This window comes from Sulfurovum sp. bin170 (assembly GCF_010892395.1).
Lineage (GTDB): Bacteria > Campylobacterota > Campylobacteria > Campylobacterales > Sulfurovaceae > UBA1140.
On record NZ_JAACKB010000085.1, the window covers coordinates 1 to 5,656 of the forward strand.

Genomic DNA, 5,656 nt, shown 5'->3' on the forward strand with positions numbered 1-5,656 from the left:
AAATCTATAGTTAAAATCTATACAGTATCAAAACACCCAAACTACTTGGAACCATGGAACAGCACAGTGAGTCGCTCTAGTGGTTCAGGAAGTATCATATCAGGTAACAGAATACTAACCAATGCTCATGTGGTGGCAAATGAGACATTTTTAGAAGTTAAAAAGTATGGAGATACCAAAAGATATCAGGCAAAAGTTTTAGAGGTCTCTCACGAGACAGACTTGGCACTACTGGAAGTTAACGATAAGCATTTTTTTGATGAAACTACCGCACTTACATTTGGAGAACTACCAAAAATGCAAGATAATGTAACAGTATATGGATATCCAATGGGTGGTAACACAATAAGTGTTAGTACAGGAATAGTATCAAGAATAGAACATAATATCTATGCTCATAGTGGTCAAAGCTTTCTCTCTATACAGATTGATGCAGCGATAAACCCTGGGAATTCAGGTGGTCCGACTATCTCTAATGGCAAGATAGTTGGTGTTGTAATGCAACAGATAGCAATGGCTCAAAACATAGGCTATATGGTTCCTGTAGATGTAGTTCAACACTTTCTAAAAGATGTCGAGGATGGAGAGTATGATGGATTCCCAAAATTAGGCATTCAGATAGATATGATAGAGAATCCAACACAAAAAGAGTACTATAAACTAGATGAAAAAGCTGGTGGTATCTTGGTGGTAGATATTCTATACAACTCACCTTTCAAAGAGGTATTGCAAAAAGAGGATATCATAACAGCTATAGACCATCACAAAATAGAGAGTGATGGTACAGTTGAGTTTAGAGATAATCAATATACGCACTTCAAATATTATATAGATATACATCAATATGGAGATGAAGTCACCTTAGATATTCTTCGAAAAGGGGAAAAGATTACTCTCAAAGTAAAACTTCCAGAAAAACAGAGTAGTGATAACTCCATCTATGCCAAACTAGAGTATGATAAGATGCCAAGCTACTTTATGCTTGGTGGATATGTATTCTCTGCACTGACTAAAAACCTCTTGAACTCATCTCCAATGCCACATCTTCCTTTGCGTTATGGTGCGACTAAATTTCCCACAGAGGATAGACAGGAGATTGTCATACTCTTAAAAGTATTGGCTTCTAGTCTTAGTCGTGGTGATTATAGTTTTGGTTTTTGGAAGATAGAGAAGATAAATGGGAAAAGTTTTAAAAATTTAAAAGAGTTCTACACCTTGATTTCTACTTCCAAAGAGAAATATATTGTTTTGGAGGATGAGGATGAGTCCAAACTCATTATAGATAAGAAAAAAGCAGAAGCGATTGAAGAGGAGATTTTGAGCAGATATAGTATTAAATCTGTTAAGTCTGATGATTTGTAAATCATCAGACCCTTTATAATAAATTACTTATACTCATAAGTAGTATAAGTATGAATCGTATAACTACTCTCACTATTACTAGAAGTTGAAGTCATATATGTATCTATCCTAGTTGGTAAATCACTACTATTATATGTAATCTCATTTCTTGTGACGGTTTTTCCTGTATAGGTTTGACCAGCATACTCATAACTACTAGTTATCTCTTCTCTGGTAATATTATTTTTACCATACCACCATCCATAGTAAACTCCTCCAAATAGACTATCCCAATCATAAGGTGTATTTTTATTATCAAACTCTCTATCTATCTTCCAAGTCATTCCATTGCTATAAGTATACTCTATATGCGTTGGATTATCACCTGTATAACTTATAGTCCAAGTCCAAGTTCCATTTTCATTATCAGTCCACTCTATTTTTATAGGTTTAGCACCACTCCACTCAATAACTTTCCAATTACCATCAAGTTTACCATCAGTATAGTAGGTATGCTCTATCAATCTATCACCACTATATGAATATACTGCTCTATGTGTAGTTCTCTCTCCCTCATCACTATAAGTACATGAACTCTCTGTTAATCTATTTTTACTATCATAGTTATAGGTACACTCATCATCATCTATCATTCTATTGTTACTATCATACTGATATGTCTCTGTATCCTCTACATTCCCATCTTCATCATAGCTTGTCTCTTTTGAGAGAAACATGGTTCTACTACTTCCTGTACTACTATTAGTAGCTTCAGACGGAGCATCTTTTTCTCTCTCTTTTTGAACAATCTCATCTGCTTCACTATCAGTAATCTCCAAATCTTTAAAGACATCATCTATAATAGCATCCACACAAGCCACATTTCCATTACAAGCGTTTACTCTATCAGGAAGTGTTTTACTAATTCCTTTATCTCTTAAATCATTAGCCATATATTCAAGGTTTGCCAAGATTGATTGAGAGGAGTCAAGCTCTTTATCTTTTAGAGTATTGAAGTTTTTCATCAAATCTTTCAGAAGTACGGCATAGAACTTATCAACGGAATCCATGCTTTTGACAGCTACAACTTCACTTGCATTCAGGTAATTCTCATCAACCATTGACTCCAAGATAGATAGCTCTTTGGTAGCATTCTGCTCTTTTGCCGCATCAACAGTGAAAGGTAATGCGAATTTACCATCATCATGTTGTACACTATCTCTATCTTGCATCACTAGTAAGAGCTTTTTATCTGGGTCAATATTCTCAAGCCAATATGAGTTGCTACCATCATCAAATACCTTTGCCCATATAGTATCAACTGTATCACCTTTATCAATAGTGATACTTGCTAAAATTTCTGTGCTTTCACAGAGATTGTTGTCGTTATTGTCTTGACAAACATTGACTACTATAGATTGTGGAATACCCACTAGATTTAAAATCCGTTGAAGCAACTCTTTTGCCTCTTTGCTACTATCACTGCCACAAGCTGTAAACCACATCGTACCTACTATTGTTAGTAGTAAAATTAATTTTTTCATTTTTTGTTCCTTTCAAATTTTAGGGTAGACACATTGGTCTACCCCTACTATAATTTAAATATAAAATCTCCATCTTCTAAACTCTCATTTTTATATTGAGGTTTCTGTTGCTGTTTGGTTTTACCTTCAACATACTTTTTGATATAATCAGCAAGTGTTGTAAATCTAATATACCCATCTTTATCAACACTTGAATCCAATACTTCTAAAAAAGCCTGTGTAAATGGTGAGTGACCTGAACCATCTGATACAGGTTGGTCATCTCCTGCGGTTAAGATATTGATAGACTTTTTAGCTAAAAGGTCTCTAAATAGATTGTTAATCTCACTATTGCTATCCGTTGAGGCTACGCTTGTAGGTTTTATTCTAACTGAACGAGTTTTTGTGTCATACTCAACGCTATCTAGCTGTTTACTAGATACTCCTGCTATAGACTTTTTAGCATATTTTGACTCCATCGCAAGACCTGAGAAACAAGAGTCCAAGATAATACCAATATGTTTTGCTTTTGTATCTCGTGAGTACATAACCAGAGAGCTGATACTAAGTGCTGATTTATCATAATACATCACATCTGTACTAGGGCTGTTGAGGTCAGAGTTGAAATCATAAGGCAAGATATAACCCTCTCTTACATTGTTGTGTCCAGAGACTCCATCACCATGTCCTGCAAAATAGAACAGAGTTGCATCTTGGGCTGTGGAGAGCTGTTTAATCTTTTTGAGTGCATCAAGCATTCTCTCTTTTGTAGCATTCTCATTATAGAGTTCGATGACTGAGAAACCTTTTTTTCTTAAAATTCCTGCTACACTTCTTGCATCTGTAATCGCATTATTCAGCCGTGGAAGAGAGAGTCGTTTGTAGTGGTCAATCCCTACGACAATAGCATACTGTTTTTTGTACCAAGTTGAGATATTGCTACTAGTAGCTACTGGTACAGAGGCAGAACTACTTGACGAACTATCTGTAGGAGAGTAAGAGCTTTTTATCTGAAAAAGTTTGATATTTCTTTTACCTTCAAGGGCTACAAGTAGATGTCCCGATTTGTTAATCGTAACACCGTAAGCTTTATCTTTTAGTACGATATTGGTTATATGTTTTCTCTTCTCCAAATCCCACAATCTAACAGTTTTATCCAGAGAACTAGATGCCATATAACTTCTATTGGTAGCTACGGCTATATCAGTAATGGGTCCTCTATGTTGGTCAAACTCTTTTAGCGTATTACCTTGGTTGTCTTTGAACTTCATGGTATATTTCCATACAGGAGGTCCATTTCTTTTTCTACTATTTCCCTCTGCACTTTCAACTTCTGTTAGTGCTGTTATCGTATAGTCATCAAAAGATTTAGCTTTTTTTATCTCACCATACTCATTGGATGGAGTGAGATAGGAGTAGACTGTTTTTTTCTTTACTACATCCCAAATTTTTGTATTTTTATCTTTGGCACTGGAGACTATTTTTCTGTTGAAATCTATAAAAGAGATATTGGTGACCTCATCTTGATGTCCCTCTAGTCTTGCTATTTGATTACCTGCTTTTGCATTCCAAACATCTATAACTTTCTCCTCTCCACCACTTGCTACTTTTGTGGCATCTGAATTGAAAGCGATGGCTAATGTATCGTCTGAATTGCTCTGCATACGATGAATGAGCTTGTAACTATCCAGACTCCATATCTCTACGAAACCATCATCTCCTCCACAAGCTAGATAAGCTCCATCCAAGCTAATATCTATAGCTTTTATCTCATCATTTTTACTTTCTATATGGGCTATAGGTTGTAAATCCATACTATATATGGTAATAGTACTACTATCCCCATATGTTATCAGTGTACTGTTTTTAGGATTGAAGTTTACTCCATATAGTTTGCTACTACTCTGGATAGTATTGATTAGCTCATAACTAAGTTCTCCACCGATAACGGTTAGTGGTTCTTTACTATCAACGGCTTTTGAAGAGCTTGTGGATATTCCTTTTGGAGTTGGTGAGCTATTTTGACAAGCTGATACACCTAGAATAAATATAAATAGGGTTAGGAGTTTGATAGAAGTTTTCATTTCTGTTCCTTATTTTAAAATGTTGGTTTTAATTATAGCAGAAGAGGATGTCTTTAAAGTGTCAATTTAATATTATACTGTAGAGACAAGGCATGCCTTGTCTCTACAACAGTGGTGCTTTTAAGCCCACCACAAATGTTAATCAAAGAAGTATGTCAGGTATATATTAAGATAAGACTCTCTATAATCTTCAAAATCAATAAACAAAGCACCTGCTTCAGGAGTAATAGCAAAATTTTCAGTTAAAAATTTATGTGCTCCAATATTTGTTCTCATACCATTTGAATCCCAGTCTCCAGTTGCAGTATAATCTGAGTGGTAGTATTGAGCTCCGATATAAGGTGTTAAAGTTGGTGTTTTTGCAAAATAGTAGTTTACACCCGCACCAAGCATATATATGGTTTCAGCATTTTGAGTATGAGTGAAAACATCTAACATTATCTCTATATCATCAGTTAGAAACTTACCATACTGCCCAATAAATTGAATATTCTCATCACCCTCATCTGGAGAAGTAAGACGAGCAGTCGCAGCAACTCTGTTATTCCCCTCTTTAACCCCATTCTGCTCAAAAGTACCAGCACTAGCCAAAGTTGATAGCACCAAAACAGATGCCAATGTATTTTTTAAAATTTTCATAATTAAAAACTCCTTATATATTTAATTAATTACAATTAAAATCATACATCAAATTAAGTTAAAGCTAAG

4 protein-coding genes are annotated in these 5,656 nt (G+C 35.0%); 1 reads left to right on the forward strand and 3 read right to left on the reverse strand.

The window, feature by feature from the left end; all coding sequences use genetic code 11:
- The coding region (locus GSY74_RS02005) for a S1C family serine protease (RefSeq protein WP_164663446.1) at positions 1 to 1,362 on the forward strand (1,362 nt) is incomplete at its 5' end.
- A 23-nt stretch (positions 1,363 to 1,385) separates the two neighbouring features.
- Here GSY74_RS02005 and GSY74_RS02010 read toward each other — a convergent pair.
- The 3 genes from GSY74_RS02010 to GSY74_RS02020 form a co-directional block, all read right to left on the reverse strand.
- Positions 1,386 to 2,885, reverse strand: a complete 1,500-nt coding sequence (locus GSY74_RS02010) for a hypothetical protein (protein WP_164663447.1) — start codon at positions 2,883 to 2,885, stop codon at positions 1,386 to 1,388.
- Positions 2,886 to 2,932: 47 nt separating this feature from the next.
- Positions 2,933 to 4,948, reverse strand: coding sequence for a caspase family protein (locus GSY74_RS02015; RefSeq protein WP_164663448.1), 2,016 nt, complete (start codon positions 4,946 to 4,948; stop codon positions 2,933 to 2,935).
- 138 nt (positions 4,949 to 5,086) lie between these two features.
- Positions 5,087 to 5,587, reverse strand: a complete 501-nt coding sequence (locus GSY74_RS02020; protein ID WP_164663449.1) for a hypothetical protein — start codon at positions 5,585 to 5,587, stop codon at positions 5,087 to 5,089.
- Positions 5,588 to 5,656 lie beyond the last annotated feature (69 nt).

Coding starts and splice junctions, on each gene's coding strand:
- GSY74_RS02020 (WP_164663449.1), bottom strand. CDS start 5,587: ATGAAAATTTTAAAAAATACATTGGCATCTGTTTTGGTGCTATCAACT.
- GSY74_RS02010 (WP_164663447.1), bottom strand. CDS start 2,885: ATGAAAAAATTAATTTTACTACTAACAATAGTAGGTACGATGTGGTTT.
- GSY74_RS02015 (WP_164663448.1), bottom strand. CDS start 4,948: ATGAAAACTTCTATCAAACTCCTAACCCTATTTATATTTATTCTAGGT.